Genomic DNA, 26,203 nt, shown 5'->3' on the forward strand with positions numbered 1-26,203 from the left:
GTTCCTAGATGCGGGCAGAACATGGAGGAAGCCTCGCGTGAGCACACCGGTCATCGGCAAAGTCGGCATCTGGTCCATGGAATTGCGGTTTGGCGACCGCGCGCAAGCGCTGGAGGCGACCGCCGAGCTGGACGAGCTGGGCTATGGCGCCTTGTGGGTTCCTGGCGGGATCGACTCGGGCGTGCTCGCGGACATGGAGGCCTTGCTGCAAGCCAGCAGAAGGATGGTGATCGCCAGCGGCATCCTCAACATCTGGAAGCACGAGCCGGCGGACGTCGCCGCGTGGTTCAAGGGGCTTGGCGAGGCGGAGAAGGCGCGCCTGCTGCTCGGCATCGGCGTCAGCCACGGTCCGATCATCGGCGAGCGATGGAGCAAGCCGCTGGAGGCGACCGGCCGCTTCTTGGATGGGCTGGAGGCGGGCGGAATGGCCATGGACCACGTCTGCCTCGCCGCGCTCGGCCCCAAGATGGTGGCGCTATCGGGCGAGCGGACCGCGGGCGCGCATCCCTATCTGGTCACGCCCGAGCACACCGCGCAGGCCCGCGAGATACTGGGGCCGGGCAAGCTGCTGGCACCTGAGCAGGGCGTGGTGATCGAAGCCGATCCGGCCAAGGCGCGCACGCTGGCGCTCGGTGCCGTGGAGCACTACGCGCGGCTGCCGAACTACCGCAACAACTGGAAGCGGCTGGGCTTCGAGGACGCCGAGATCGACGCCTGCAGCGATCGCCTGCTCCATGCGCTGTTCGCCATCGGCTCTGTCGAGGCGGCCGCCGAGCGGGTGCGGGCGCATCTCGACGCCGGTTCCGACCATGTCTGCCTGCAGGTCATCGTCGATCGCGAGGCCGGCTTCGCGCCCTTGCGCCGGCACTGGCGCGATCTGGCCGAGGCGCTGCTTTGAGGGCCGGCGACGACGACGCATGGCAGTTTTCGGGCGCGTGCGACGATCCCGGCCGCCTGCGCGGGCGCTGCATCGGGCACCGCGTCACGATCGAGGCGCCGCCCGAACTGGTTTGGGACTTCGTCGCCGACTTTCAGGGTTGGTCGAGCTGGAACCCGCTCTACGGCGACACCATCGGCTTGGCCGAGGAAGGCCAGCCGCTGCGCTTCACGGCCCGCCTGGCCGGAATGAAGCCGCGCAAGGGCAGGGCCGTGGTCCGCAAGGTGGAAACGGACACGACGCTGGAATACGCGATCTCCGGCCTCGGCGGCCTGGCGAAGGTGTACCGCTACGTCGAGATCGAGGAACTCTCACCCATCCGCTGCCGGGTCGTGAACGGCGAGATCATGGGCGGGCCGCTGGGTGGTGCGCTGTATCGAGCGTTCGCCGCCAAGGCGGGCGAGGGGCTCGAGGCGATGAACGAGGCGCTCAAGCACGTGGCCGAGCGCAAGTGGCGGGGGCGGCCGGGGTAGCGCGCGCGCTTGGCTGGTTGCGGGTCGGCGGTGAGGTTGCCCTCAGCTCCTCAGTTCAGAGGACGCCTGTGGCTTGCTTCCGAACCAAGCCAGGCAAGCTCAACCACGGCAAGTGAAGGCGAACCAGCCAAGCCGAGCTAGGCAGAGCAAAATGAAGCCAACTGCGCCAGGCGAACCGAGACAAGCGAAGTCGAACGAGCAAAGCTGAGCAAGAATGCGAAGCGGGGGCCGGGCAATCCAAACAAACAAAACCAAACAAGTTAAACAAACCAAACCAAACAAGTTAAACAAACCAAACCAAACCAAACCAAACCAAACCAACCATCGTCGCCCCCGCGCAGGCGGGGGCCCCGCTTACCTTCTTCCGCCGACAGCGCTTGTACAAAAAAGGGAGCGGGGCCCCCGCCTTCGCGGGGGCGACGGTTTTGTGTGGGGGCATTTGTCTGAACGGGCCGGGGCGCCTGCTTGAGCAGCCGCGTGGATGTAAACTCTCCGCCACTTGTGGGTCGTTGGCGGGCATGTGCGGGAGCACGACACTCAGGCCTCGCCTATTCGCGCGCGCCAAGGCATTTCCCACCCCGCTTGACGCCAACCCACGGCGCCGCGCATGGTCCGGCTGTTACCCCTACTAAGGATCCTCATGCGCACAGCCCTGCTCGCCCTCGCTTTGGCCGCTCCCGCGGGTTCGGCCATCGCCGCCAGCCCGGAGCAGACCGCGCAGGCGGCGCTCAGGGCTGCGCCGGTCTGGGACGGACACAACGACGTGCCCGAGCAGTTGCGCGAGCGGCGCAAGGACGTGCTCGAAGGTTTCGATTTCCGCGACACCACCGCCACCGCCGACCCGGCCACGGACCAGAAGGCGATGCACACCGATCTGGTGCGGCTGCGGCAGGGGCGGGTCGGTGCGCAGTTCTGGTCGGTCTACGTCTCGGCCGACCTGCCCGAGGCGCAGGCGGTGCAGGCGACGCTCGAGCAGATCGACGTCACCAAGCGCCTGGTCGCGCGCTATCCCGCCGAGATGCAGCTGTGCACCAGCGCGGCGCAAGTCGAGCAGGCGATGAAGGCGGGCAAGGTCGCCTCGCTGATCGGCATGGAAGGCGGGCACTCGATCGGCGGCTCGCTGGCCGTGCTGCGCCAGATGCATGCGCTGGGCGCGCGCTACATGACGCTGACGCACTTCAATACGCTCGCCTGGGCCGATGCCGCCACCGATGCGCCCAGGCACGGCGGACTGACCGACTTCGGCCGCGACGTCGTGCGCGAGATGCAGCGGATCGGCATGCTGGTCGACCTCAGCCACGTCAGCGCCGACACCATGCGCGACGCCCTTGAAGTGGCACGCGCTCCGGTGATCTTCAGCCACTCTGGCGCCCGCGCCGTCAACGCCCACCCGCGTAACGTGCCCGATGACGTTCTGGCCTTGCTCAAGGCGAACGGCGGCATCGTCATGATCGATTTCGCGCCCGACTACGTCAGCGAGGAAGTGCGCGCCTGGAGCGCGGCGAAGAAGGCAGAGGCCGCGCGCAACGCCGCGCTCTGGATCGGCAATCCCGACGGGCTGAAGAAGGCCGACGCGGACTGGCTCGCCGCGCATCCCGCACCGCGCGCGACGCTGGTGCAAGTGGCCGATCACATCGACCATGCGGTCAAGCTGGCGGGGATCGATCATGTCGGGCTGGGCGGCGACTTCGACGGTGTCGGCTCGCTGCCGACCGGGCTGGAGGACGTCTCCACTTATCCGGCGCTGTTCACCGAACTCGCCCGCCGCGGCTACACGCGCGCGGACCTGGAGAAGATCGCCAGCCGCAACATGCTGCGGGTCATGAAGGCGGCCGAGGCCTACGCCGCCACGCGTCGCAGCGATCCGCCGGTGGAGTCTGCGACGACGTTCTGAGAGCGCGCAAAAGCGTCCTTTTGCGATCCTCCCCTGCAAGGGGAGGTGGCGCGCGGCGCCAGCCGCGTGACGGAGGGGTGTCACCGTCAGCGTAGTACGCGACGGAGAGGATTACACCCCTCCACCACCTGCGGTGGTCCCCCTCCCCTTGCAGGGGAGGATCTGACTACCCCGCTTTCCAAACGAGCGGCAGGTTGCGGATCGAGAGCAGGCCGGGGAACACCGTCGTATCCGCGCCCGGCTTGACCCGGAACTCCGGAATGCGCGCGAACCACTCTTCCAGCAGCACGCGCAGTTCGCGGCGCGCGAGGTGGGCGCCCAGACAGATGTGCACCCCTCCGACAAAGGTGAAGTGGCGGTTGGCCTTGCGCTCGGGGTCGAACTCGCGCGGGTTCTCGAACCGCGCAGGGTCGAAGTTGCCGGCCGGATTGAGGCACTGGAACGTGTCGCCCTTGCGCACCTGGATGCCGTGCCACTCGAAGTCGAGCTTGGCGCTGCGCGCGGAGGAGAGGATCGGCTGCGTGCGCAGGAACTCCTCGACCGCCGAGTTGATGATCCCCGGCTCCCGGCGAATGCGCGCCTGCAGCTCGGGCTGGAGCGCCAGGCGGCGGAACATCTGCGCGATCGTCGCGGCCACGGTGTCGAGTCCGCCCAGCCACAGGAACCAGACCGTGCCGATCTTTTCGTCCTCGGTCAGGGCGCGTCCCTCGACCTTGCCGTGGACGATGGCGGAAACCAGGTGCTCGTCGGGTTCGCGTTCCTTTTCCGCGATGAACCCGCGCAAGTAGTCGAGCACTCCGCGCAGCGCCGCCTGCATCTTTTCGAGACTGCCCGAGTGCAGGATGTCCCACTCCCAGTCGAGGAACTGGGTGAACTTCTCGTCCGGGAAGCCCATCAGGCCCATGAAGATGCGCACCGGGAACACGCGCGCGAAATCCCAGGCCATGTCGACCTCGCCCTTCTCGGCCACCGCCTCGATCATCTCGACGCAGATGCGGCGGATGCGTGGCTCCAGGTCGCGGGTGATCCGCGCCGGAGAGAAATACGGCATCAGGAACAGGCGGTATTTCTGATGGTCCGGCGGGTCGATCGCCAGGGGGATCGACTTGAAGGTCTCGCCGATCAGGCGCTGGAACTCGGCGGTGCCGGCATTGGAGAAGTGTTCGTTGTCGGAATAGACCCGCTCGATGTCCTCGTAGTGGCTGACCACCCAGCTGCCGGTGCGATTGCCCGAGATCGCGCCCAGGCCATGGCTGGCGGGCGGATTGAACAGCAGGCGCGGCACGTCGGCCCCGGCAAGCCAGCCGACCGGCTCATAGGGATCGACGAGGTCGTTGGGGACGTTGCCCATGGCGAAGCCCAGGTCGACGATGCGGTCCCTGGGCACGTTGTCGGGCGCATCGAAGTCGACGCGGATCGCGTCGAGCGTGGCGGTATCGGACATCCTCGTCTCCCTTTTGGGCAGAGTTTGACGCGAGCCCGGCCCGCTCGCAAGCGGCGCTGAGAACAACGGGCTCAAGATCGACACCCCTGGGCGATTCATCGTGGCCGCGTTGGCCTAACCATTGTATTTATAGGGCTGGGCTGACAAAATGAGACACAATCAGCTTTTTGCCTTCCCGGGAGACGTGCCATGGCAGATGCCGACAACAACGATATTGCGCAGAACGCGCGCAAGTACTGGTCCGCCGAAGGGTACACCGAAGGCGGCGTGATCCGCGAGGTCGACTACGCGACCCAGTCGGGCGGCCTCGATCCGATGTTCGAAGGCATCAAGATCGTCGACACGGACACCCACATCACCGAAGCGCCGGACCTGTTCACCAGCCGCGCGCCGGCCAAGTGGAAGGACAAGGTTCCGCAGGTCAAGCTCGACAAGGACGGGGTCGAGCGCTGGTACGTGGGCGATCGCAACTTCGGCTCGATGGGCGGCAACGTCATCCGCAAGGACAACAACAAGCTGCTGGGCCGCCTCGCGTTCCCGAAGCTTGAGCAGGCGCACCCCGGTGGCCACCAGCTGAAGGAACGCCTGCAGGCGATGGACGACATGGGCGTCTATGCCCAGATCGGCTTCCAGAACTCGGGCGTGACGCAGGCCGGCTCCCTGATGAGCCTGGGCGACGACGAGCTCGCGCTCGCCATCGTGCAGATGTACAACGACGCCTCGGCCGACTTCCAGAACGCCTCGGGCCAGCGCATCTTCAACATGGCGCACCTGCCGTTCTGGAACCAGAAGGCGATGGAAGCAGAGGCACGCCGCTGCCACGACATCGGCCTGCGCGGCTTCGTGCTGCCCGACACGCCCGAGCGCGTCGGCGTGCCCAGCTTCATGCACGACTACTGGACCGGCTTCCTCGAGATGTGCGAGGCGACCGGCATGCCGCTGAACTTCCACCTCAACTCGGCGGTGGATCCCAACACGCTCACCTGGGAAGGCTTCCAGTTCGAGCAGACGCTGTCGGTCGTCGCGACCATGTTCTCGATCGGCAATGCGGCGACGCTGGGCAACTGGTGCGTCTCGGGCCGCCTGGACCAGCACCCCAAGCTCAAGATCGGCCTGATCGAGAGCGGCGCGGGCTGGGTGCCCTTCGCCATCGAGGCGCTGGAGCATCAGTTCAACGAGATGCTGCCGCGCTTCTCCAAGACGCTGAACCGCCGCCCGGCCGAGTACTTCCGCGATCACTTCTGGTGCACATTCTGGTTCGAGAAGGTCGCGCCCAAAATCCTGCTGGAGACCATCGGCGAGGACAAGGTGATGTTCGAAACCGACTTCCCGCACCCGACTTCGCTCTACCCGGGCGTGCAGGCGCACCTCAAGGACGTGCTCGGCGGCTACAGCTACGAGACGCAGAAGAAGGTCCTGCAGGACAACGCGACCAAGCTGTACAACCTGCCGTTCTGATCGGCCGGCACACGCTGACGAAAAGGCCGGGGCGCTGCGAGGCGCTCCGGCTTTTTCGCGTGCGGCGTGAAAGACCGGGCGGGCTGCACCCAATGGCCAACTGCCTGAATGTCGGCCAGCCAGGCGAGAGTCTGTTCGCGCCTCCTCGCCTATACGTTTCGCCGCCGGTTTGCGTGGAAGGTCAGGCTCTGAGATTTCCCGGCGAACGCTCGCGGACCTGCCGGAGCATTGTTTTGATACCATGCCTTCATTGCTGAGGCCGGCATTCCTGCCTAGCACGCCCGGCCCGCCGTCTCATCGGCTACTAACGGGAGTGTATTTTGATTGGGAGTTTTGTGCCTCACGCTGCGGTTTGGCGTGAGGACCGCATCCGACGTGACGCTATCCCAAGCCGTCGTCGTGTATAGTATTGCGTTTCCGCTGGTCGGCGGCAGCCATCAGTTTCTCCACGGACTGCCAGTCGCTGCCGCACTGTCGCGTCGTCGCGATGTGACAGTCGAGATCTTCGTGCCTTGTCATGCCGATGCGGACGTTGCGCGTGACATGCTCCATGCGCTGGGGGCGGAACGTGTCCCGGTCACGATCATGACGCTGCCCGCCATCGTGGATCGGGTCTTAGGGCACTTCGGCAAATCCGGGCCTCTGAAAATGCTTCGCCTGTCCTGGTGGTGTGGGCGCCTGCGCGAGTTTCAATGCATCGTCTCACTGGAACGCACCTCAACCTGGCTTTGCCGCTTGCCGGGTGCCTGCCCACCGATGGTGCACATTCCTCATGGAGTAGGCGGGGCGCGTCGGGCAAGCGGCGGCGGTGTGGACCGGCGGTTCTCGTTGTTCGACCTTGCGCTGCTTGCAGGACCAGCGGACGTTCGATGGACCGTCGAACACGGGCTTATGCCGCCAGAGCGGGTTTTTGCTGTAGGGCAGGTAAAATTAGCAGGATTGCATCGCCTGAAAAAGCTGGCCCGTCGTCCCTTATTTGCCAACGGTCGGCCGACGATCCTCTACAATCCGCACTTTCATCCACGTCGCGGAAGCTGGGCACGCTTTGGGAGAGAACTGATCTCGGCAGTCAAGCGGGATGGAAGTTTTAACCTGATCGTTGCGCCACACGTGCGGCTGTTTGCAGAAAAGTGCCCCGCCGAGCGCCAGTCCTTGGAAGCCCTTTCCGACCCCGATTGGCTCCTTGTCGATCTCGGCTCGGAGCGTTGCACGAACATGACCTACACATTGGGCGCTGACATCTATCTGGGAGATTTCAGCAGCCAGCTCTATGAGTGGCTTATATTCCCGCGCCCATGCGTATTCATCGATCAGATCGCCGATGGTGGGCGCGACGATAGCAAGTTGCCTGCTATGTGGAGTCTGGGTGAGACGGTCACGACACCGGACCAAGTCGTTGCTTCACTCCACCGGGCGACTGCAAGCCACTCGCGCTACAAGGCACGGCAAATCGAAACGATGCTGGACGCTGTCGGGGATTTTCGCTCTCCGGCGGACGAGAACGCAGCCGACAGGATTGTCGACTTCATTGTCGAAGGGGCGTCAATGCCGATACCACAGCGTCAATGACGCCGCGTGGTTCATGCGGGTGCGGCCTGCCGTCTGGTTGATCGTCTGGTTGAGGTATCCCACCTCCAGCGTGGAGGCGCCGGGCAGGCCGATCTCGGCGCCGGCGAAGGTGCGCAGCTGGTCGAAGCCGCTGCGGGCGCCCCAGTCGGTGTCGTCGAGGGCGACGAACGCCTCGGTCCAGACCAGCGCGTTGACGGCGTCGCTCTCGGCTTTCAGCGCATGTTCGTAGCGCAGCATCTGGCGCACGCGCCATCCCATGTCGCGGCCGTTGCTGCGCCAGCGCTGCTCCAGCCGGGTGCGCGAGGACAGCTCGCCGCCCAGCGGCTTGCCGAGCGCGAGGCTCAGCTGCTGGAAGCTGCGTTCCTCGTTGATGTCGCGCCCATCCTCGATAGCGGTGACCACGTGGGCGTAGCCCTGGTACAGCGTGGCCGTGGGCGAGAGCTTCCAGCCGACCGCACCGCGCAGCAGCAGTTGGTCCAGCCGCGCGCCGTTGCCGAACCGCGGCTGCACTTCGGCGAAGTAGACCAGGTCGCCCGAGACCGAACCCAGCGCGGTGAGGTTCACCCAGGCCTGCTCGTCATGCTCGGTCTGGGCGAGGGCAGGGCTGGTCCAGACGACGATTGCTGCGAGGGCGGTCAGGCAGGGGCGGATCATCCTGCGCGCCTATGTCGCGGGTGCCTCGGCCTGGTTGCAGCTATGTCACATAGTGTTTCCGCTGGTACCTAAGGCGCGTCGCCCCGGACTTGATCCCGCCTTCGCGGGGACGCGGAGGTTAGGCTAGGATTCCACTCAGCGGCAGAAGTCCGCGCCGTCCGCTTCCAGGTGCAGGTGGTTCTTGTGCGCGGCGTTGTATTGCGGGCCGAGCGTGGTGCCGAAGCGCTTGCAGGCGCTCTTGTGGACGACCCGCAGGAACCGCCTCTCGTCGGCCGTGCCGCCGTCCCAGTCATCCAGGATCGTGATGCGGCGGCCGTCCTCCAGCACGAAGCCCGACACGTCGATGGCGTTGGCGGTGGCATGGCCCGACAGGCGGCTGGTACCCGCGACCGTGCGGCACGAGTAGCTGCCGAAGGTCTCGATCCGGGCGACTCGCGATCCCAGGATCTGCTCGGCGGCGCGATCGACGCCGAAGCGCGCCCAGGCGGCGAACTGCTGCGCCATGGTGCAGGTCACCGGGCCCAGGTTGGACAGCGCAAGTTGCGCGGTATCGCTGCGCAGGGATGCCAGGCGCACGGTGCCGACATTGCGGCAACCGCCCGAGAAATACCGGTCCGGCACCGGCGTGAAGTTCGCCTGGAGCAAGCCGAGCTGCATCATGCACTGCCGGGTGTCGATGCCCCGGCTGACCTGTGGCGCACGGCGCGCAGGCTCTCGACGCGACACCTTGGGGGCATCGACGCAGCCGTGCAGCACGGCCAGGAGCGGAAGGAGCAAGAGGATCCGTCGCATGGCTACGGGTATTCCCAAATATGGTTTCCAGTTACTTAACCGATACTTGTCGCACCCACTGTAAGCGGATGAGGCGTTCGCGGCGAGCCATGTGCCGAGTGCGTTCGCCGCGAAGCCGGGGATATCTTCCTTGACTTGGCCCCTCGCGCCTCTAGAGCCGGCGCCGGGCCACGCGGTCCCAACGCCGCGCGTGCTCTCTGCAAGGAGAGACTACATTGACTGAGCATACCAAACCGGCTGCCAAGCCGCAGCGCCCGTTCTTTTCCTCGGGCCCTTGCGCCAAGCCTCCGGGCTACTCCCCCGACAAACTCGCGACAGAATCGCTGGGCCGCTCGCATCGCGCGAAGATCGGCAAGACGCGCCTGCAGTACAGCATCGACCTGATGCGCGAAGTGCTGCAGCTGCCCGACACGCACCGCATCGGCATCGTGCCCGGTTCCGACACCGGCGCCTTCGAGATGGCGATGTGGACCATGCTCGGCGCGCGCCCGGTCACCGCCATGGCCTGGGAAAGCTTCGGCGAGGGTTGGGTGACGGATGCCGTCAAGCAGCTCAAGATCGACCCGACCGTGATCCGCGCCGACTATGGCCAGCTGCCCGACCTCACGCAGGTCGACTGGTCGAGCGACGTGCTGTTCACCTGGAACGGCACCACCTCGGGCGTGCGCGTGCCGAACGCCGACTGGATCGCCGACGATCGCGAGGGCCTGTCCTTCGCCGACGCCACCAGCGCGGTGTTCGCCTATGACATCGACTGGTCGAAGATCGATGTCGCCACGTTCTCCTGGCAGAAGGTCCTGGGTGGCGAGGGCGGCCATGGCGTGCTGATCCTGGGCCCCCGGGCCGTCGAGCGGCTGGAGAGCTATACGCCGGCTTGGCCGCTGCCCAAGGTGTTCCGCCTGGTCTCCAAGGGCAAGCTGTCGGAAGGTATCTTCAAGGGCGAGACGATCAACACGCCCTCGATGCTCGCTGTCGAGGACGCGATCTTCGCGCTGGAATGGGCGAAGGGCCTGGGTGGCCTCTCCGGGCTCAAGGCGCGCTCCGATGCCAACGCCGCCGCGCTCGACAAGATCGTGGCTGAGCGCGACTGGCTCGGACACCTCGCCGCCGATCCGGCCAGCCGGTCCAGGACCTCGGTCTGCCTGACGGTGGAAGGCGCCGATGCCGACTTCATCAAGCAGTTCGCGGCCTTGCTGGAAAAGGAAGGCGCGGCCTATGACATCGCCGGCTACCGCGATGCCCCAGCCGGCCTGCGCATCTGGTGCGGCGCGACCGTCGAGACTGCCGACATCGAGGCGCTCGGGCCGTGGCTCGACTGGGCCTATGCGAGCTTGAAGGCCGCTTGATCCCTCGCATCGGCTAAAGCTGAACTCACCCGTCATCGTCGCCCCCGCGCAGGCGGGGGCCCCGCTTCCTTCCTCCCGCGCACGAAGAACAAGCGGGATCCCCGCCTTCGCGGGGATGACGGGGTAGGAGGCGCAAGTGACTAGGAAAACATTCATGACCAAGCCCAAAGTCCTCATCTCCGACAAGATGGACCCCAACGCCACGCGCATCTTCCAGGAGCGTGGCTGCGACGTCGACGTCATCACCGGCGAGACGCCCGAAGAGCTGATCGCCCGCATCGGCCAGTACGATGGCCTCGCCATCCGCTCCTCGACCAAGGTGACCAAGGCGGTGCTCGATGCCGCGACCAACCTCAAGGTCGTCGGCCGCGCCGGCATCGGCGTCGACAACGTCGACATCCCGGCCGCCTCGGCGCAGGGCGTCGTCGTGATGAACACGCCGTTCGGCAACTCGATCACCACCGCCGAGCATGCCATCGCGCTGATGTTCGCGCTCGCCCGGCAGCTGCCCGAGGCCAACGCGCAGACGCAGGCCGGCCTGTGGCCCAAGAACGGCTTCATGGGCGTCGAGGTCACCGGCAAGACGCTCGGCCTGATCGGCGCGGGCAACATCGGCTCGATCGTCGCCAGCCGGGCGTTGGGCCTCAAGATGAAGGTCGTCGCCTTCGATCCGTTCCTGACGCCCGAGCGCGCGGTGGAGATGGGTGTCGAGAAGGTGGATCTGGACGGCCTGCTGTCGCGCGCCGACTTCATCACGCTGCACACGCCGCTGACCGACCAGACCCGCAACATCCTCTCGGCCGAGAACCTGGCCAAGACGAAGAAGGGCGTGCGCATCGTCAACTGCGCGCGTGGCGGTCTGATCGACGAGGCGGCGCTGAAGGCGGGCCTGGACAGCGGCCACATCGCCGGCGCCGCATTGGACGTGTTCCAGACCGAACCGGCCAAGGACTCGCCGCTGTTCGGCACGCCCGGCTTCATCTGCACGCCGCACCTGGGCGCCTCGACCACCGAGGCGCAGGTCAACGTCGCGCTGCAGGTGGCCGAGCAGATGGCCGACTTCCTGGTCAACGGCGGCGTCACCAACGCGCTCAACATGCCTTCGCTCAGCGCCGAGGAAGCGCCCAAGCTGAAGCCCTACATGGCGCTGGCCGAGAAGCTGGGCAGCCTGGTGGGCCAGCTGACGCGCGACTCGGTGCCGCGGATCTCGATCCACACCGAGGGCGCCGCGACCGAACTGAACGGCAAGCCGATCACCGCTGCCGTGCTGGCGGGCTTCATGCGCGTGCAGTCGGCCACGGTGAACATGGTCAACGCGCCGTTCCTCGCCAAGGACCGGGGCCTGGAAGTGCGTGAGGTCAAGACCGAGCGCGAGGGCGACTACCACACGCTGATCCGCGTCTCGGTGAAGACCGAGGCGGGCGAGCGCTCGGTCGCCGGCACGCTGTTCAACAACGTCGAGCCGCGCCTGGTCGAGATGTTCGGCATCAAGGTCGAGGCCGAGCTGACCGGCCACATGATGTACATCGTCAACGAGGACGCGCCCGGCTTCATCGGCCGCATCGGCACTCTGCTGGGCGAGAGCGGCATCAACATCGGCACCTTCAACCTCGGCCGCCGCAATGCGGGCGGGGAAGCGGTGCTGCTGCTCTCGGTCGATAGCCCGGTCTCGGCCGAAGTGCTGGAGAAGGCGCAGCGGCTGCCCGGCGTGAAGACGGTCAAGGCGCTGTCGTTTTGAGGTTCTGCCCTCTCCCCGTGCGGGGAGAGGATACGGAGCCTTGGCAGCCTGCTGCCTAGGCGGAGTTCGAGAGGGGTTTGTGCGCTCTCGGGCGTCGAACCCCCTCTCCAAGCTGCGCTAGTCGCTGGCGCGACAAGCTTCGCTATCCTCGCCCCACTTAGGAGAGGATATGAGGGCCCCGTTTGCCGCCTGACGCAGCATAGTCTACAGGCCCTCCCCCACCCCTCCCGCACACGGGGGGAGATCGTCGACAGCCACCTGCGGGGCAGACTTCCAGTGCACCACGATACAGACCGCGATCTCCTGCCCGAAGGCCTGGGCGACCGTTCGCCTGCGCAAGCCGCTGCCGCCAGCCGCGTGCGGCGCGGGGCGCTCGATGTGTTCGCCAGCCATGGCTACGCGCGGGTCGAGACGCCGACAATCGAGTTCGAGAAGTCGATGGCCAGCCGCATGGCCGGCGTGCAGCCGCGGCGCATGTTCCGCTTCGTCGATCCGGTTTCCCTGCGCACGCTGGCGCTGCGATCGGACATCACCGTCCAGCTCGGCCGCATCGCCGCCACCAGCCTTGCCAACAAGCCCCGCCCGCTGCGCCTGTGCTATTCGGGCCAGGTGCTGACCATCAAGGGCGACGGTCTCGATCCCGCGCGCGAGCGGTTGCAGTTGGGCGCAGAGCTGATCGGCAACGACAGCGTCAGCGCGGCCGCCGAGGTGGTCGCCATTGCCATCGAGGCTTTGGAGCAGGCGGGCGCGACCGGCATCTCGGTCGACCTGACGCTGCCCGATCTGGTCGACACGCTGGCCGCCGAAGCCCTGCCGCTCGCCACCACCCAGGTCGAGGCGGTGCGGCGCGAACTCGACGCCAAGGATGCCGGCGGCCTCGTCGATGCGGGCGGCGCGGCCTATCTGCCCTTGCTCTACGCCGTCGGCCCGTTCGAACAGGCGATCGAGCGGCTGACCGAGTTCGACACCGACGGCGCGCTCGCCAGCCGCATCGCCGGCCTGCGCGAGATCGCCGCGCGCATCGGCGGGCGCGCACGCGTCACGCTCGACCCGTCCGAGCGCCATGGCTTCGAGTATCAGTCGTGGTTTGGCTTCATGATCTACGCGACCGGCGTGCAAGGCGCGCTGGGCCGCGGCGGCACTTATCGCATCCTTGGCGAGACGTCCGAAGGCGAAGTGGCGACCGGCTTCTCGCTCTATCCCGACCGCCTGATCGAGCTCCTGGCCGAAACCGCCAGCGAGGCGGGCGCGCTGTTCCTGCCGCTCGGGCACGATCCGCAAGTGGCCGCGCAGCAGCGCGCGGTGGGCTGGCGCACGGTGGCGGCGCTGTCGGGCGAAGACGATCCCGTGGCGCTTGGCTGCTCCCACCGGCTGGAAGGTGGCGAGGCGGTTCCGCTCTCCGCCTAGGCTCGCCACGGAAGTCGGGAGTTGTTGTCGGTGGCGTAGCAGGCCATTCTCCTCGGAAGAGGAGAGGCCATGATCGAGTTCCTCGAAGCCGAAGCGGGCATCCGCCAGCTGCATGCGCATTACACCGATGCCGTCTGGCGTCGGGATCCGGTCGCGTTCGCCGAATGCTTCACCCGCGATGCCGAGTGGCGCATTTCCGGCATGGTCCTGCGCGGGCACGATGAGATCGCCGGCGGGTTCGGTACGATCCTGGCCAAGTGCAACCGCGTGCTGATCAGCTTCCGCAATCCGCAAGTGGACCTGACCGGCCGGGGCAGGGCCAGCGCGCGGGTCTACGTGACCGAGCAGTGCAGCTGGACCGACAGGGCGCCCAACATGAATCTCGGCCGCTACCATGACCGCGCGGTGCTGGATGGCGATCGCTGGCGGTTCGAATGGCGGCTGTTCCAGCTGCTTTATACCGGCCCAGCCGACCTCACCGGCGCGTTCCAGGACCAGCCCGACTATGGCGCATGGCCGGCGATGCCGCGCCGCGATGCGGTGCCGGCCCCAACACCGGGGCGCGACTAGGGGCTGTCCTATGGGACCCCATTCGGTGCATGAGGGCGGCATGATGATCCGCCTCGACTCGCCCCGCCGCCTCGCCTCCCGTGCGAAGGCTCCATTTTCCGTTGCTCTGGACACCGGCCATTGCGGCAAGTGGGAGGCGGCACGATGAGCGGCGCGCCTGAGCTGGTCCTCACCGGCGGCCTGGTCCACACGCCTTCCGGCCCGGTTCACGCCGACGTCGCCGTACGAGAGGGCAAGATCGTCGGCATCGGTAGCTATCCCGACGCCGCGCGCCGTGTCGACTGCACCGGGCTCGACGTGCTGCCCGGCGTGATCGACAGCCAGGTCCACTTCCGCGAGCCGGGACTGGAGCACAAGGAAGACCTGGAGAGCGGCAGCCGTGCGGCGGTGATGGGCGGGATCACCGCGGTGTTCGAGATGCCGAACACCAATCCCAACACCGACACGGCCGAGCGCGTGCTCGACAAGCTGGCGCGCGGGCATCACCGCATGCACTGCGACCATGCGTTCTACGTCGGCGCCACGGCCGAGAACGCCGAGACCCTGGCCGAGCTGGAGCGCATTCCCGGCACCGCGGGAGTGAAGATCTTCATGGGTGCTTCGACCGGCAGCCTGCTTGTGGCCGAGGACGAAGCGCTTAGCCGTGTGCTCGCCAGCGGCCGCCGCCGCGTCGCCATCCATGCCGAGGACGAGGCGCGGATGAACGAGCGCAAGGACCATCGCGTCGAAGGCGACCCCTCCAGCCACCCGGTCTGGCGCGACGACGAGAGCGCCATGCTCGCCACCCGGCGCATCGTGCGGCTGGCGCGCGAGGCGCGGCGGCCGATCCACGTGCTGCACATCACCACGCCGGCGGAACTGGAGTTCCTCTCGCAGCACCGCGACATCGCGACGTGCGAAGTCACGCCGCAGCACCTGACGCTGGCAGCGGAAGAGGCCTATCCGAAGCTGGGCACGTACGCGCAGATGAACCCGCCGATCCGCTCCTCGACCCACCGTGCGGGGCTGTGGCACTGGCTGCAGCAGGGCGTGCCCGACGTGCTCGGTTCCGACCATGCGCCGCACACGATCGACGAGAAGAGCAAGACCTATCCGGCCAGCCCCAGCGGCATGCCGGGCGTGCAGACGCTGCTGCCGCTGATGCTCGACCATGTGGCGAACGGCCGGATGACGCTGGAGCGGCTGATCGATATGACCAGCGCCGGCGTGCAGCGGGTGTTCGGCCTCGTCGGCAAGGGGCGGATCGCCGCGGGGTACGACGCCGACTTCACGGTGGTCGATCGCAAGGGCACCTTCACCGTCGCCGAAGACTGGCTTGAGAGCCGGTGCGGCTGGTCGCCGTTCACCGGGATGGAGCTGAAGGGGCGCGTGATCGGCACAGTCGTGCGCGGGCACTTCGCGATGTGGGAGGGGCAACTCGGCAGTGCCGCGCAGGGAGAGCCCTTGCGGTTTGCCGGAGCGCTGTGAGCGGGCGCCGAGCCCTCAGGCGGGCTCGGTGACGACCCGCCGGGCGCTCAGCAAGTCCCAGCAGAACACGGCGATGGCTGCCCAGATCATCACGAAGCTGGCAAGCTGCACGGTGCGCAGCGGCTCATGGAAGACGAACAGGCCGAGCAGAAAGACCAGGGTGGGCGCCAGAAACTGGACGAAGCCCAGCGTCGAATAGCTCATGCGCCGCGCGGCCGTGGCGAACATCAGCAGAGGTATGCCGGTGACGATCCCGGCCAGTGCCAGCGTCGTGTCCTGCATGGCGTCGTCGCCCAGCGAGATCCCCCCAGGCTGCGCGCTCTGCCAGCCGATCATCGCCAGGGCCGGCACCATCAGCACCATCGTCTCGACGGTCAGGCCGGGCAGCGACTCGACCGGCGCGAGCTTGCGCACGAGGCCATAGCCGCAGAAGCTGAACGCCAGGCCCATGCTGATCCACAGGGTACTCAAGGCACCCCAGGCGAGGATGGCGACCCCGACCGCCGCGAGCGCCACGGCGAGCCATTGCCGGCGCGACAGCCGCTCATGAAGGAAGAGCGTGCCGGCGAGAACGTTCATCAAGGGGTTGATGTAGTACCCCAGGCTGGCGGCAAGGACATGATCGGTTGCGATCGCGACGACGTAGATCAGCCAGTTGACGCCGATCAGGAGGGCGCTGCCCGTCAGCAGCGCCAGCGTGCGTGGCGCCGTCAGCGCGCGGCGCACCTCGCCGAACTGGCGCAGAACCGCGACCAGCACGAAGCAGACCGGCAGCGTGAAGACGACTCGCCAGCCCACCAGCTCGCCCGGCGGGACGGCGTGCAGCAGCCGGAAGTAGAGCGGGATCATGCCCCAGATCAGGTACGCTCCGAGAGCATAGGGCAGCCCGCTCGACCGTTTCGCACCTGTGTTCATCCGACCGCGCTTAGGGATCGAGGGCCCCTGAGGCAACTTGTCGCCGGCGGAAACTCGGTTCGTCGCTTTCTTCAATCCTGACGGCCGCGTTGCGGTCTGTTCAGAATAACTGCGCTAAAGATGAATGCGTAAGGCGGATTTGATCTCCCCGGTGCCGCCGACAAGGAGAAGACTTATGAACACTCTGCTGAAGATTTCCGCACTCGCTGCCGCCAGCGCGACGCTCGCCACCGCCGTCCCGGCAACCGCTGCCGTCGCCTACAGCACGAACGAGGCCGGGTTCACCGCGCCCGGGCAGGAAACCTACAACGATCGCCGCGACTGGCGTGGCGACCGCCGCTGGGGCCGCGATGACTATCGCCGCGGTTACGGCAACAGCTACCGCAACCAGGGCCGCACCTGGCGGGGCAACGATGGCCGCTACTACTGCCGTCGCGAGAACGGCACCACCGGCCTGCTGATCGGTGGCGTGGGTGGCGCGCTGCTCGGCCGGACGATCGACAGCGGTCGCGACAAGACCCTCGGCACCGTGCTCGGCGCTGCTGCCGGCGCGCTAGCCGGCCGCGCAATCGACCGCAGCGACTCGCGTTGCCGCTAATCCTCTGACCGGTTTCCTCGTGCGGACGGCGACGCGCGAGGGGACGGCCTGGTAACCGTAGCCTCACATCCGCTGCGGACCGGGCCGGGAGGGCGCTTCCCATCCTGCGGGAGCGCCCTCCTTTTTGGCGTTTACGACTGGTTTGCCGATGATCCCGGATCGGCACAGCCCCTTCAATTAACCATGCTCCTCAACCCATCGTTAAGGATTGCGTCACAAGGCTAACGGCTCGTTAAGCACAGCGGGGAAGGACCCTACGATGTCGAGCCGCGCCCGATTTCTCACGAACACCCGTCTGCTCCTGAACGGGAGCCCTGCCATCATGCTCGTCCTGCTCGCCGCCTGTGGCTCGAAGCAGGACGCGCCCGTGCCGGCCGAGAGCGACCCGGCGGTGACCGGCGCGCTGGGCGACCAGATCATGGTGGACCCCAACATGTCCGGCGACAACGGCGCTGCTGTCGCGGCGAACGGCGGCGCGATCGAGCTGCCGGCGCAGCAGCGCTCGCCCCAGGCGGCTGCCGCGGCGCGGGAGGAGGCGATGCTGCAGGCCGGCGGCACGCTGAAATCCGCGCCCAAGCCCAAGACCGGCGCCGCATCCTCGCTGGTGGAGAGCGCCGCCACCGCCGCGCAAGTCGCGCAGGATGCCAAGGCGGCCAGCACCGATTGCACGCAGAAGGCGCAGTATTCCGCGACCTGGGCGGCCAAGCTGCCCAAGGACCTGCCGGTCTACCCGCGCGGCGCCGTGCAGGAAGCGGCCGGCACCGATGCGGACGGCTGCCACTTGCGCGTCGTCAACTTCGTCAGCCCGGTCACGCCCAAGGACGTGGTGGACTTCTACTACACCAAGGCGAGCGCGGCGGGATACGGCGTCGATTACCGCATGGACGGCACGGATCATGTGCTCGGCGGGCGCAAGGGCGCGCAATCGTACCTGATCTACGCGCGCAAGCAGGCGAACGGCCTGACGGAGGTAGACCTGATCGCCAGCGGCGGGTGAGGCTGACCCAGATCCTCCCCTGTAAGGGGAGGTGGCAGACGCGAAGCGGCTGACGGAGGGGTGTCACCGCTGGCGGAACCGCTGGCGGAGTGCTCGATCGAGAGGGTTACACCCCTCCACCACCAGCTGCGCTGGCGGTCCCCCTCCCCTTGCAGGGGAGGATCTATCTGAGCCCCACGCCGATCGCCGCCCGGGGCTGCTCCATTTCGCCCGAGGCGACCGGATAGGCGCAGTAATCCGCCGCGTAGTACCCGGTCGGCCGATGATTGCCCGACAGCCCGGTGCCACCCACCGGCCCGGCGTGCGAGGGCGAGATCGTCGGGCGGTTCCAGTTGACGATCCCGGCGCGCACGCCTCCCCAGAAGCGATTGTACTCCTGTGGGGTGCCGCCGATCAGCGCCGCGACCAGGCCGAAGCGTGTCGCGTTGGCTTCGGCGATCGCCTCGTCGAAGTCGCCGACGCGCACCACCTGCAGGATCGGGCCGAACAGCTCGACGTCCGGCCGATCCGCCATCGCGGTCACGTCGATGATCGCGGGCGAGAGGAACGGCAGCGACTCGTCCGGCCGCACCAGGTGCTTGATCGCGCGGCCGCCGTGGCCGAGCAGGTAGAGGAAGCTTTCGGTCAGCCCGTCGGCGGCCATGGTGTCGATCACCGGGCCCATGAACGGGGTCGGGCTGTCGAACGGCGCGCCGAAGATCACGCGGTCGGCCAGCGCCTTCACTTCGGCGAGCAGCGGCTCGTACATCGAATCCTTGACGATCAGCCGCCGCGCCGCGGTGCAGCGCTGCCCAGCCGAGGCGAAGGCGGATTGCACGACGATCGCCGCCGCGTCGGTCAGCTTGGGGGTGTCCCACACCACCAGCGGGTTGTTGCCGCCCATCTCCAGCGCGACCAGCTTGTCGGGCCGCGCCGCCAGCTTGCGGTTGATCGAGATACCGGTGTTGGCCGAGCCGGTGAACAGCACGCCGTCGATGCCGTCATGCGCGACCAGCATCTGGCCTTCGGCCGGACCGCCGGGGCACACCTGCATGACGGCGGCGGGAACGCCCGCGCGGTGGAGCAGCCGTGCCAGCAGTTCGCCGGTCGCGGGCGCCTTTTCGCTCGGCTTGAAGATCACCGTGTTGCCCGCGATCAGCGCGGGGACGATATGCGCGCCCGGCAGATGAGCGGGCATGTTGAAGGGCCCGAGCACCACCAGCACGCCATGCGGCTTGTGGCGCACCGCCATCGTGCCCTGCAGCGCGCTGTCCAGCTTTCGCTGCGAGGTACGGTCGGCATAGGCGCGGATCGAGATCTCGACCTTGGCGAGGACGCTTTCGACCTCGGCATGGGCTTCCCACATCGGCTTGCCGGTTTCGCGCGCGATGGTGGCCGCCAGCGCCTCGGCATCCTTGCGCACTTCGTTGGCGAAGCGGCGGACCAGTTCCATCCGGGTGGACAGCGGCTGCGCGGCCCATGTGGGGAAGGCGCGGCGGGCTCGTTCGACCAGGTCGTCGACATCGCCGACGCGTCCGCGCCACATTTCCACCCCGGTCGCCGGCTCGTACGACGCGAGTTCGCGCACCGCGGCGGCGCGGGGCAGGGCGCCCGGGCTCGCTACGGCCTCGTCTCGTGTCGAAAGGCGTTCCATTAGGGTTGATGTTCCGTTTCGTGGCGCCGGTTTGCGAGCGCAGCGCTATGCCACGAGGAGTCCTACCGGGTTATGAACGGACCCCTCGTTAACCCTGCACGTGCCGGCCGAGGCGTGGCACTCGCTTGCGGATCGCGCGCTCTCGGGCGATAGTGGTGGCAGGCGCCCGCCGATCAAGCCGGGCGACGGATCGAAGGCGCCGCAGGCCATGACGCGTTACCAGAGTCGGTTCTGGTCCAGCCGGGACGGATTGAAGCTGCATTACCGGGATTACGCCGGTGGCGATGCCGTGCCGATCGATGGCCGTCCGCCGATCCTGTGCTTTCACGGCCTGACCCGCAACGCGCGAGACTTCGAAGCCCTGGCTGAACGGCTGTCGCCGCAGTGGCGTGTCATCTGCCCCGAACTGCGCGGCCGCGGCGAGAGCGAGTACGCGCGTGACAGCACCAGCTACAAGCCGCAGCAATACGTCGAGGACGTCTCGCTGCTGCTGGACGAGCTTGGGATCGATCGCTTCGTGGCGGTCGGCACCTCGCTGGGCGGGCTGATGACGATGCTGTTCGCCGCGACGGCTCCGGAGCGGGTCGCCGGCGCGGTGCTCAACGATGTCGGTCCCTACCTGGAGCCCGAGGGCCTGGAATTCATCAAGAGCTATGTCGGGCAGGGCCGCAGCTTTCCCACCTGGGTCCACGCCGCGCGCGGGCTGGAGGAGATGCATGGGCGGGCGAACCCCGGCAAGGACCTGCCGTTCTGGATCGCCGCGGCCAAGCGGGTGATGACGCTGGGCAGCAACGCGCGCATCGTGTTCGACTACGACATGAAGATCGCCGAGCCCTTCGCGCAGCTCGACCCCGCGGCCGAGCAGTACGACATGTGGCCGGCGCTCGACGCGCTGCGCGGGCGTCCGGTGCTGATCCTGCGGGGCGCCCTGTCCGACCTGCTGAGCACCGCGACGCTGGACCGCATGCTCGCGCGCCTGCCTGATGCCGAGGCGGTGACGGTTCCCGATGTCGGCCACCCGCCGACGCTCAGCGAGCCCGAGGCACAGGCCGCGATCGATCGCTTGCTGGCGCGCGTCGCCTGAGCCAGCCGTTGCGCATCCTCCATCTCCATTCCAGCTTCGATCGCGGGGGCAAGGAGCTGCGCGCGGCGCGGCTGATGAATGCCTTCGGGCGCGGGATCGCGCACCATGTCGTCTCGGCGGTGCCCGGCGCCCTGGCGGCCGCTTCCGCGATCGAGTGGGGGATCGACGTCGCGTATCCCGACGACTTCCCCAGCCTCTCGGGCCGACCCACGCCGGCGCGTTTGCAGCGCCTGGCCACGGCGATGCGGGGATACGACCTCGTCCTCACCTACAATTGGGGCGCGATGGACGCGGTGATGGCGCAGACCGTGTTTCGCGATTTCCTGAAGCTGCCGCCGCTGGTGCACCACGAGGACGGCTTCAACGAGGACGAGGCCGCCGGGCTCAAGACCTCGCGCAACTGGTACCGCCGCCTGGCGCTCGGCCGCGCCTCGGCGCTGGTGGTGCCTTCGAGGCTGCTGGAGACGGTGGCGCTCGGCGCCTGGCAGCAGCCGCGCGGCCGGGTCCACCTGATCCCGAACGGCATCGCGCTCGGCGCCTATGCCAGGAAGCCCAAGGCGGACGCGCTGCCCCGCATCGTCAAGCGGCCGGGCGAACTGTGGGTCGGAACGCTGGCGGGCCTGCGCACGGTCAAGAACCTGCCACGCCTCGTCCGCGCCTTTGCCGGGCTGCCGCCTGCGTGGCAGCTGGTCATCCTGGGCGACGGGCCCGAGCGGGACGCGATCAAGGCGCAGGCGCTTGCCAGCGGCGTGGCCGACCGCGTCCATCTGCCCGGCTTCGCGCCCGATCCTGGCAAGGCGGTAGGCCTGTTCGATGTCTTCGCGCTATCTTCGGATTCGGAGCAGTTCCCGATCTCGGTCGTGGAGGCGATGGCGGTGGGACTGCCGGTCGCCTCGCCTGCCGTGGGCGACGTGGCGCAGATGGTTTCGCCCGAGAACCGGCCGCTCATCTGTGCACCCGGCAGCGATGGCGCGCTGGCGGAGGTGCTGGCGCGCCTGGCCGGCGACGCCGCCTTGCGGGCGAGTGTCGGCACGGCCAACCGCGCGCATGCCCTGGCGCATTACGACGAGGCGGCGATGATCGCGTCCTACCGCTCGGTCTATGCGCGGGCGATGGGGCTGGCGCAGTTTCCCCCGTCGTCCCGGTCCTGATCCTGGGCCGGTTCCGGCATGTCCCGAGAGCTTGCGCACGGGCGAAACCGAGACCGCGTCGACGCTGCTCATTCACTCCCGCTTCACCCGGCAAGCGCCAACGCTCATGACCGTTGAATTGCGCCGCTCTTCCGCTAAACAGCGCGGCTGACCTAACCCGTATCCCAGAAAGCGCTTAGCTCTTGGCCGTTCCTCCGCAAAATCCGGTGACCAATGTCGCCGCCGCTCGTCGCCAGGCCGAGCAGAGCGGCGTGTTCATGCGCGAGGTCGACGATGCGCTGCGCCAGGACCAGGTCGAGACCTTCCTGCGCCGCTACGGCAAGCCGCTGCTGGCGGTCATTATCGTCGGGCTGCTGGCCTTTGCCGGCTACCTGTACTGGCAGCACCGCCAGAAGGGCGAGGAGGAGGCCGCGTCCGAGCAACTGATCCTCGCGCTCGACGACCTGGATGCCGGCAATGCCGCGGCCGCGCAGGCGAAGCTGGCGCCGCTCACCCAGGGCGATGCGGGCCACGCCGCGCTGGCGCAACTGGCGCAGGCCGGCATCGCGCTCGACAAGGGCCGGACCGACGAGGCGGCGAACCTCTATGCCAAGGTGGCGCAGAACGCCGACGCGCCGCAGCCCTTGCGCGATCTCGCCACCGTGCGCGAAGTGGCCGCCGGGTTCGACAAGCTGCCGCCGCAGACGGTGATCGATCGCCTCTCGGCGCTGGCGCAGCCCGGCAACCCGTGGTTCGGCGTGGCCGGAGAACTGGTCGGCGGCGCATACCTGAAGCAGGGCAAGCCCAAGCAGGCAGGCCCTCTTTTCGCCAGAATCGCAAAGGACAAGACCCAGCCCGAAGGCTTGCGCGCGCGCGTGCGCCAGATGGCCGGGCAGCTCGGCTATGATGCCATCGACGATGTCGTGAGCGCGTCGGGCGAAGATGGTGCGTCCTCGGATACACAGGCGGCGGGTGCAGCGGCACCGGGCGCCGCGGGAGAATGAACTTGGCTCACAGGCCTGACCGCATGACGACACGCAAGCTGGCGCCCGCGCTGCTCCTGGCCCTTGCGCTGGGTGTTTCGGGCTGCGGCATCTTCAAGGGCAAGGGCGGTCCCAAGACGCCCACGGTGGGTGACCGGGTGCCGATCCTCTCGCGCATCGAATCGGGCGCCAAGGTCGATCCGGCGCTGGCCGGCGTCTCGGTGATCCTCCCGCCTGCCGAAGCGAACACCGAATGGGCCCAGGCCGGCGGCCCGGCCAACAAGGCTTCGGGCCATCTCGCGCTCGGCGCCTCGCCCACGCGCATCTGGACCGCGCAAGTCGCCGGCGCCAGCAACAAGCGCCGCCTTGCCGCCTCGCCGGTGGTGGGCGACGGGCGCGTCTACGTCATGGATACCGCGGGCGTCGTCAGCGCCTTCAACGCCGATACCGGCGCCAAGGTGTGGAGCCGCAACTTCGACGTGGGCGGTGACAGCAAGGCGATCTTCGGGGGCGGCGTCAGCTACGATTCGGGGAACGTCTACGTCACCACCGGCATCGGCGAAGTCGCGGCGCTCGGCGCTGCCGACGGTGCCGAGAAGTGGAAGGTCAAGCCCGCCGGTCCGCTGCGCGGCTCGCCCACGATCGGCTTCGAAGCCGTCTACGTGATGACGCAGGACAACCAGATCGTCGCGCTCAACGCGGCCGACGGCAAGCAGCTGTGGAACGAATCGGCCTCATCCGCGCAGTCGGGCGTGTTCGGCGTTGCCGCACCGGCAGCCGGGCAGGGCACCGTCGTCGCCGGGTACTCCTCGGGCGAGCTGGTCGCCTACCGCTATGAGAACGGCCGTCAGCTGTGGTCGGACGCGCTGGCGCGCACCTCGATCTCGACCGAGGTGGGCAGCCTGACCGATGTCGACGCCGATCCGATCATCGATCGTGGCCGCGTCTTCGCGCTCGGCCAGGGCGGACGCATGGCCGCTTACGAGCTGGTCACCGGCCAGCGCATCTGGGAGTTGAACCTCGCGGGGATCTCCACCCCCGCGATCGCCGGCGACTGGGTGTTCACGCTCACCGATCGTGCGCAGCTGCTCGCCATCGCGCGCACCACCGGCAAGGTCCGCTGGATGAATCAGCTGATGCGCTACCGCAAAGAGAAGAAGCGCAAGGGCCCGGTGTTCTGGACCGGCCCGGTGCTCGCCGGCAACCGCCTGTGGGTCGCGAACTCGCGCGGCGAACTGGCCTATGCCGACCCGTCCGAGGGCACGCTGACGCAGTACGCCGAGCTGAAGGATCCGATCAGCCTGGCGCCGGTGGTGGCGAACCAGACCTTGTACCTGCTGGACGATGGCGGCCGGTTGACCGCCTACAGGTGAGCTAAGATCCTCCCCTGCAAGGGGAGGGGGGACCGCTCACGCAGTGAGTGGTGGAGGGGTGTAGCCCTCTCGGCCGAGCACTCCACCAGCGGTGACACCCCTCCGTCAGTCCTGCGGACTGCCACCTCTCCTTGCAGGGGAGGATCTTGCGTCATTTCACCACCCTTAACCTTTCCCCGCTAATCCCGGCGCCATGAGCAGCGCCCCGCCACGCCCGCAAAGCGACGTTTCCGCCGGCGTCGGCCTGGTCGGCGTCGCAGGCTTGTTCTGCTGGGTCGCGATCTGCCGCAACTGGGCGAGCGTGGCCGAGGCGCTGGGCATTCCGGGCCCGCGCATGCCGCTGTCCGGCCCCAATGCCGCGGTGATGACGCTGCTGTTCACCGCCTTGCCGATGATCGCCTGGTCGCTGCTGGTCGACAAGGTCCACCGGCGCCCCTCGACCGGCATCGACTGGAGCCTGCGCCGCCCCCGGCGCGAGACGCTGGACGTTTCGATCACCAAGCTCGCCGGGTACTGGGCGACCTGGGCGGCGATCGGCTTCTTCTACTGCCTGGGCCGCTGGTATTGGGACGGCCAGTATCTTTTCGCCATGGAGGTGATCGGCACGTTCGCGGTGCCGATGTTCGCCTTCTCGATCCCTTACGTCCTGTGGCTCGACCGCAAGCTGGTGGAGCCGCGCGATAGTGCCTGGCACTTTGGCGCCATGCTGGTCGGAAGCCAGGCCTGGGAGCGCGAGCACGTCGCCAGGCACTGGCGCGCCTGGATCATCAAGGGCTTCTTCGGCGCCTTCATGATCTCGATCCTGCCGCCCGGCTTCGCCACCGTCGTCAACGCCGACTTCGGCGCGATCGCGCACGATCCGGTGCGGCTGGCGCAGATCCTGATCGAGACGCTGTTCCTGATCGACGTGCAGATCGGCACCGTCGGCTACCTGCTCACCTTCCGCCCGCTCGACGCGCACATCCGCAGCGGCAATCCCCTGCTGGCCGGCTGGGTGGCGGCGCTGATGTGCTATCCACCGTTCGTCTGGGGCACGATGGGCCGCGCCGACGTGCTCGGCTACCAGGCGGCGACGGCGGACTGGTCGCACTGGCTGGCGGGCAGCACGCCGCTGCTCTGGGCCTGGGGGGCGCTGCTGGTGTTCCTCACCGGGGTCTACGCCTGGGCGACCTTCGCCTTCGGCATCCGCTTCTCCAACCTCACCTACCGCGGCGTGCTGACGCATGGGCCGTACCGCTACACGCGGCATCCGGCCTACCTGTCGAAGAACCTGTTCTGGTGGTGCTCGACCATGCCGTTCCTGGTGACCAACGGATCGCTGACGGACATGGTCCGCAACACCGCGATGCTTGGCGTGGTGAGCGCGATCTACTATTGGCGCGCGCGCACCGAGGAAGCGCACCTGCTGGCAGAAGACGCCAAGTACCGCGCCTACCACGCGTGGATGGCGCGGAACGCGCCGATCACGCGGACCATGGTCGCGATCGGGCAGGCGCTGCGGCCCGGTGGACGCGATCTCGCTCCGGCGGAATGACGGCCTGCACGCTCTTGACAGCGCGAACCATTTGGGTTATATGCTGCGGCACTGGAGCCGGGTGAAAGCTCGGCTTTCGGTACACGGCGGGTGCGGGTGAGCGGTGCATCGCTCGACCAACCCCGCACCATGCGGCCGGCGCCTAGAGACGGGCGCCTGCACCCCTGATGCGAAGCCTTATCCCGCCTGGATGCGACACACTGCACT

22 protein-coding genes are annotated in these 26,203 nt (G+C 67.7%); 17 read left to right on the forward strand and 5 right to left on the reverse strand.

Translation table 11 applies throughout. The annotated features are described in order from the left end of the window. The first annotated feature begins 37 nt into the window (after positions 1–37). The 3 genes from HNO88_RS03975 (at position 38) to HNO88_RS03985 (ending at position 3,304) form a co-directional block, all read left to right on the forward strand. Positions 38–898, forward strand: a complete 861-nt coding sequence (locus HNO88_RS03975) for a TIGR03620 family F420-dependent LLM class oxidoreductase (protein ID WP_184242770.1) — start codon at positions 38–40, stop codon at positions 896–898. Continuing rightward, positions 895–1,410, forward strand: coding sequence for an SRPBCC domain-containing protein (locus tag HNO88_RS03980; RefSeq protein ID WP_184242771.1), 516 nt, complete (start codon positions 895–897; stop codon positions 1,408–1,410). Before HNO88_RS03975 ends, HNO88_RS03980 begins: the two co-directional genes overlap by 4 nt. A gap of 640 nt (positions 1,411–2,050) precedes the next feature. Then, positions 2,051–3,304, forward strand: a complete 1,254-nt coding sequence (locus HNO88_RS03985; protein WP_184242772.1) for a dipeptidase — start codon at positions 2,051–2,053, stop codon at positions 3,302–3,304. A gap of 166 nt (positions 3,305–3,470) precedes the next feature. Here the strand turns inward: HNO88_RS03985 and HNO88_RS03990 are convergent, their stop codons facing one another. Continuing rightward, on the reverse strand, positions 3,471–4,748 hold the full coding sequence (locus tag HNO88_RS03990) for a cytochrome P450 (protein WP_184242773.1): 1,278 nt from the start codon (positions 4,746–4,748) through the stop codon (positions 3,471–3,473). 189 nt (positions 4,749–4,937) lie between these two features. Between HNO88_RS03990 and HNO88_RS03995 the strand changes: the two genes are divergently transcribed. Further along, positions 4,938–6,206, forward strand: coding sequence for an amidohydrolase family protein (locus HNO88_RS03995; protein WP_184242774.1), 1,269 nt, complete (start codon positions 4,938–4,940; stop codon positions 6,204–6,206). Between the two features lie 375 nt (positions 6,207–6,581). Then, positions 6,582–7,775: a CDP-glycerol glycerophosphotransferase family protein gene (locus HNO88_RS04000; protein WP_184242775.1), complete on the forward strand. Its 1,194-nt coding sequence runs from the start codon at positions 6,582–6,584 to the stop codon at positions 7,773–7,775. On the opposite strand, the gene HNO88_RS04005 is transcribed toward HNO88_RS04000, so the two are convergent. Further along, complete coding sequence (locus HNO88_RS04005; protein ID WP_184242776.1) at positions 7,749–8,429, reverse strand: DUF2490 domain-containing protein; 681 nt, start codon at positions 8,427–8,429, stop codon at positions 7,749–7,751. The genes HNO88_RS04000 and HNO88_RS04005 overlap by 27 nt on opposite strands. Before the next feature lie 135 nt (positions 8,430–8,564). Further along, a complete protein-coding gene (locus HNO88_RS04010; RefSeq protein WP_184242777.1) occupies positions 8,565–9,221 on the reverse strand; it encodes an extensin family protein in 657 nt (218 codons plus the stop codon). A 215-nt stretch (positions 9,222–9,436) separates the two neighbouring features. Between HNO88_RS04010 and HNO88_RS04015 the strand changes: the two genes are divergently transcribed. From HNO88_RS04015 to HNO88_RS04035, 5 genes are all read left to right on the forward strand, one after another. Beyond that, a complete protein-coding gene (locus tag HNO88_RS04015; RefSeq protein ID WP_184242778.1) occupies positions 9,437–10,567 on the forward strand; it encodes a phosphoserine transaminase in 1,131 nt (376 codons plus the stop codon). 154 nt (positions 10,568–10,721) lie between these two features. Then, complete coding sequence (gene serA / locus HNO88_RS04020) at positions 10,722–12,305, forward strand: phosphoglycerate dehydrogenase (protein ID WP_184242779.1); 1,584 nt, start codon at positions 10,722–10,724, stop codon at positions 12,303–12,305. 276 nt (positions 12,306–12,581) lie between these two features. Continuing rightward, a complete protein-coding gene (locus HNO88_RS04025; RefSeq protein ID WP_184242780.1) occupies positions 12,582–13,712 on the forward strand; it encodes an ATP phosphoribosyltransferase regulatory subunit in 1,131 nt (376 codons plus the stop codon). 69 nt (positions 13,713–13,781) lie between these two features. Further along, entirely contained in the window at positions 13,782–14,282 is a 501-nt protein-coding gene (locus HNO88_RS04030; protein WP_184242781.1) for a nuclear transport factor 2 family protein, read from the forward strand. Positions 14,283–14,426: 144 nt separating this feature from the next. Beyond that, positions 14,427–15,749, forward strand: coding sequence for a dihydroorotase (locus HNO88_RS04035; protein WP_184242782.1), 1,323 nt, complete (start codon positions 14,427–14,429; stop codon positions 15,747–15,749). A 15-nt stretch (positions 15,750–15,764) separates the two neighbouring features. Here HNO88_RS04035 and rarD read toward each other — a convergent pair whose 3' ends face one another. After that, positions 15,765–16,664 (reverse strand): EamA family transporter RarD, encoded by a 900-nt coding sequence (gene rarD / locus HNO88_RS04040; protein WP_184242783.1) that lies wholly within the window; start codon positions 16,662–16,664, stop codon positions 15,765–15,767. A gap of 175 nt (positions 16,665–16,839) precedes the next feature. Between rarD and HNO88_RS04045 the strand changes: the two genes are divergently transcribed. Together HNO88_RS04045 and HNO88_RS04050 are read left to right on the forward strand one after the other, a co-directional pair. Continuing rightward, the gene (locus HNO88_RS04045) at positions 16,840–17,262 is read left to right on the forward strand and encodes a glycine zipper 2TM domain-containing protein (RefSeq protein WP_184242784.1); all 423 of its coding nucleotides are present in this window, start codon (positions 16,840–16,842) and stop codon (positions 17,260–17,262) included. A gap of 259 nt (positions 17,263–17,521) precedes the next feature. Next, complete coding sequence (locus HNO88_RS04050; RefSeq protein ID WP_246381145.1) at positions 17,522–18,259, forward strand: hypothetical protein; 738 nt, start codon at positions 17,522–17,524, stop codon at positions 18,257–18,259. A 163-nt stretch (positions 18,260–18,422) separates the two neighbouring features. Here the strand turns inward: HNO88_RS04050 and HNO88_RS04055 are convergent, their stop codons facing one another. Then, a complete protein-coding gene (locus tag HNO88_RS04055) occupies positions 18,423–19,892 on the reverse strand; it encodes a succinylglutamate-semialdehyde dehydrogenase (protein ID WP_184242786.1) in 1,470 nt (489 codons plus the stop codon). 208 nt (positions 19,893–20,100) lie between these two features. Here HNO88_RS04055 and HNO88_RS04060 point away from each other — a divergent pair, with 208 nt between their 5' ends. The 5 genes from HNO88_RS04060 to HNO88_RS04080 all read left to right on the forward strand — a co-directional run bounded on the left by HNO88_RS04060 (position 20,101) and on the right by HNO88_RS04080 (position 25,996). Beyond that, entirely contained in the window at positions 20,101–20,976 is an 876-nt protein-coding gene (locus HNO88_RS04060; protein WP_184242787.1) for an alpha/beta fold hydrolase, read from the forward strand. An 8-nt stretch (positions 20,977–20,984) separates the two neighbouring features. Next, positions 20,985–22,127 (forward strand): glycosyltransferase family 4 protein, encoded by a 1,143-nt coding sequence (locus HNO88_RS04065; protein ID WP_184242788.1) that lies wholly within the window; start codon positions 20,985–20,987, stop codon positions 22,125–22,127. 182 nt (positions 22,128–22,309) lie between these two features. Beyond that, complete coding sequence (locus HNO88_RS04070; protein ID WP_246381146.1) at positions 22,310–23,110, forward strand: tetratricopeptide repeat protein; 801 nt, start codon at positions 22,310–22,312, stop codon at positions 23,108–23,110. Between the two features lie 23 nt (positions 23,111–23,133). Further along, entirely contained in the window at positions 23,134–24,462 is a 1,329-nt protein-coding gene (locus HNO88_RS04075) for an outer membrane protein assembly factor BamB family protein (RefSeq protein ID WP_246381147.1), read from the forward strand. Between the two features lie 193 nt (positions 24,463–24,655). Next, on the forward strand, positions 24,656–25,996 hold the full coding sequence (locus HNO88_RS04080) for a methyltransferase family protein (protein ID WP_184242790.1): 1,341 nt from the start codon (positions 24,656–24,658) through the stop codon (positions 25,994–25,996). The last annotated feature ends 207 nt before the right edge of the window (positions 25,997–26,203 follow it).

The organism is Novosphingobium chloroacetimidivorans, from assembly GCF_014204535.1.
Lineage (GTDB): Bacteria > Pseudomonadota > Alphaproteobacteria > Sphingomonadales > Sphingomonadaceae > Novosphingobium > Novosphingobium chloroacetimidivorans.